The organism is Pseudomonas sp. PA-4-8C (genome assembly GCF_021606625.1).
Taxonomy (GTDB): Bacteria; Pseudomonadota; Gammaproteobacteria; order Pseudomonadales; family Pseudomonadaceae; genus Aquipseudomonas; species Aquipseudomonas lactis.
In genome coordinates this window covers 1-1,092 of record NZ_WKCD01000557.1, presented here as the reverse complement: position 1 = coordinate 1,092, position 1,092 = coordinate 1, and the positions used below count along the sequence as shown (strand labels likewise).

Below are 1,092 nucleotides of genomic sequence, written 5' to 3'. Positions count from 1 at the left end.
GGCGGACTCAAGTTCCAAGTGCAACAGTCAGTTGACCGTATTCAAGTTATTGGTCGCCAGGAGCTGCAGGTGCTCGGTCAGCACCTCTATGGGGAATTTCCAGCCCAGGGTTTGGCGCGGCCGCGTGTTCAACAGGTCAGCGATCTCATCGAGCCGCTCCTGAGTCACCAGCGACAGGTCCGTTCCCTTGGGCAGATACTGGCGCAGCAGCCCGTTGGTGTTCTCGTTGCTGCCCCGCTGCCAGGGGCTGTGGGGGTCGGCGAAGTAGATCTTCATGCCCGTGCGTGCGCTCAGTTCGGCGTGCTTGGCCATTTCACTGCCCTGGTCGTGGGTCATGGTCTTGAGCAACGAGGGGGCCATGCGTGACAGCTCTCGGGTCATCGCCTCGAGGGCGGCGTCTGCGCTGGGGACCTCGAGTTTGGCCAGGATCACGAAGCGACTGGTGCGTTCGACCATCGTCGCCACCGCCGAGCGGTTGCCGGCCCCCATGATCAAGTCACTCTCCCAATGCCCTGGAACCTGCCGGCCTTCGACCTCCTCCGGGCGCTGGCGAATGTTCTGCTCAGCCGGATAACGCTCACCTCGGCTGGCGTTACGGCTACGCGGACGTCGCTTGCCCTGGCCTTGGCGCAGGTAGCCGATGAGCTGGCGCTTGAGCTCGCCGCGGGGGAATGCGTAGATCGTCAGGTAGATCGTTTCGTGACTCACATGCCACTCGGGGTTGTCCGGCCAGTTGGCCTTCAGTCTGGCGGCGATCTGCTGGGGAGACCAGCCCTTGGCGAGCATCCGGGTGACCACCTGGAACAGCTCGGTGCCCAGCAGCAGGCAACGCTGGCGGCGCGGTCTGTGGCGCAACGTCCGGGCCCTGGCCACAGCGACGCTCACATCATAGTGCCCATCTTCAGCATTACGGCGTAGCTCACGGCTCAGACTGCTGGGCGAACGTTCCAACACCTGGGCGATGACCCTCAGGCTGTCACCTTGCCGGCGCATGAGCATCAGTGTCACTCGCTCTTCGGTATTCAAGTGGCTGTAGGTCTTTTTCATCGCAACACCTTACCTCAGGTGTTGCACTTGCTCCTTGAGACCGCC

1 protein-coding gene is annotated in these 1,092 nt (G+C 62.8%); it reads right to left on the bottom strand.

The features are described from left to right. Window positions 1–27: 27 nt before the first annotated feature. Window positions 28–1,047: an IS30 family transposase gene (locus GIW04_RS30930; RefSeq protein ID WP_236270834.1), complete on the bottom strand. Its 1,020-nt coding sequence runs from the start codon at window positions 1,045–1,047 to the stop codon at window positions 28–30. Window positions 1,048–1,092 lie beyond the last annotated feature (45 nt).